The 1193-nt window shown below is 37.0% G+C and carries 1 protein-coding gene; it reads right to left on the reverse strand.

Translation table 11 applies throughout. From position 1 onward, the window contains the following. Nucleotides 1-146: 146 nt before the first annotated feature. A complete protein-coding gene (locus KDK14_RS13190) occupies nucleotides 147-1100 on the reverse strand; it encodes an ETS domain-containing protein (RefSeq protein WP_257265614.1) in 954 nt (317 codons plus the stop codon). Nucleotides 1101-1193 lie beyond the last annotated feature (93 nt).

The following is a 1193-nucleotide window of genomic DNA, read 5'->3' on the forward strand; positions in this document are numbered from 1 at the left end:
AGAAGCTAAAGAAAGAATGGACAGTAGTGCTATCAGGAAGTATTCCTTAATGTCTGTCCCAAGAGTTGCGCCTTGCTTAGTAACTGCCCAATTAGGCAGAAAAATACGATTCCATTTGACCAACTACTTAGGTCATTTAATTTTGTTCAGTCTGGTACGATGGATTTAAAATTAGAAACGATATAAGGATGTGATAAATCAAAGCGAAATTGATTAATTGGAAGATCATTACCATGATTATCAAATCTGAATATTATACCGCAAGAGTAATGAGCTCTTATAGCTCTTTTAATACTATCAAATGATATTTTTTTATTTCTGAGGCTACTCCACTGATTTGAAAATTTATCAGTATCTGTAAACTGAAAAACACCTTGTTCTGAATTTAACCAGCGGACAGAATCACTACCACTATTCAGTTTATTTAATATGAAGTCTAAAAGAGTTTTTTGTCTAACAATAGTTTTTGAGGTGCGTTGCGAGATTTTTAATGAATGCTGACTGGTGTTTGGGGTATTCCCGGATAAGTCCATTTCCGGTTGTCTGGTAAACTTTGATTCAGTACCTTTATCTTGTTGAATATTCAAAAGCGTTTCAATCTCTTTCAATAAATATTCATCAGGTAGATTTTGCGTGGGAGTATTAAAGAGTGAGGCTGTATCAAAACAATCTGCATCGAGTGTTTCTGGTGCATCCTGTGTATATGATGTAGAACCAAGGGGCGATTGAACAGTCACATCATGAGAAGTTTGTCCATCTATGCCCCATTCTTTGAAATACTCGTGCAAGGGTTCGCATGGCCAGCTCGTTTTATTCGGGTAGTCATTCGAAGGGTTTTGTATACTGTCCGGAACACTTGGTTGGTTAAAACCTTGAACAATCTTCAGTTGTCTAAGTGCCAGAGAGGGGTGATCATCTCTTGGCCTTAGAGGATCGCTTATTAATATTTTGTTAGTAATATTATAAGGAGAATACCTTGAAGATTTTTGTTTTCCCGGGCCCGTTACGGGGTATTTCTTTTTTATAAATTGGGTGTTAACTGGTGGCGTTAAGTCAAAGTTGTTAACTGTTTTATCGTTAGTTGAAACTGGATTGCTCATATTAAATTCGTCTCCATTGTTTTAAGAGTTGTTTTAAGGTTCCAGATTGTGCTACCACCTGCTCGGCATAGAGATCAACCCGGGTTTTGCCTT

The sequence above is a fragment of the Endozoicomonas sp. ONNA2 genome (assembly GCF_024606365.1).
Lineage (GTDB): Bacteria > Pseudomonadota > Gammaproteobacteria > Pseudomonadales > Endozoicomonadaceae > Endozoicomonas.

Coding starts and splice junctions, on each gene's coding strand:
- KDK14_RS13190 (WP_257265614.1), bottom strand. CDS start 1,100: ATGAGCAATCCAGTTTCAACTAACGATAAAACAGTTAACAACTTTGAC.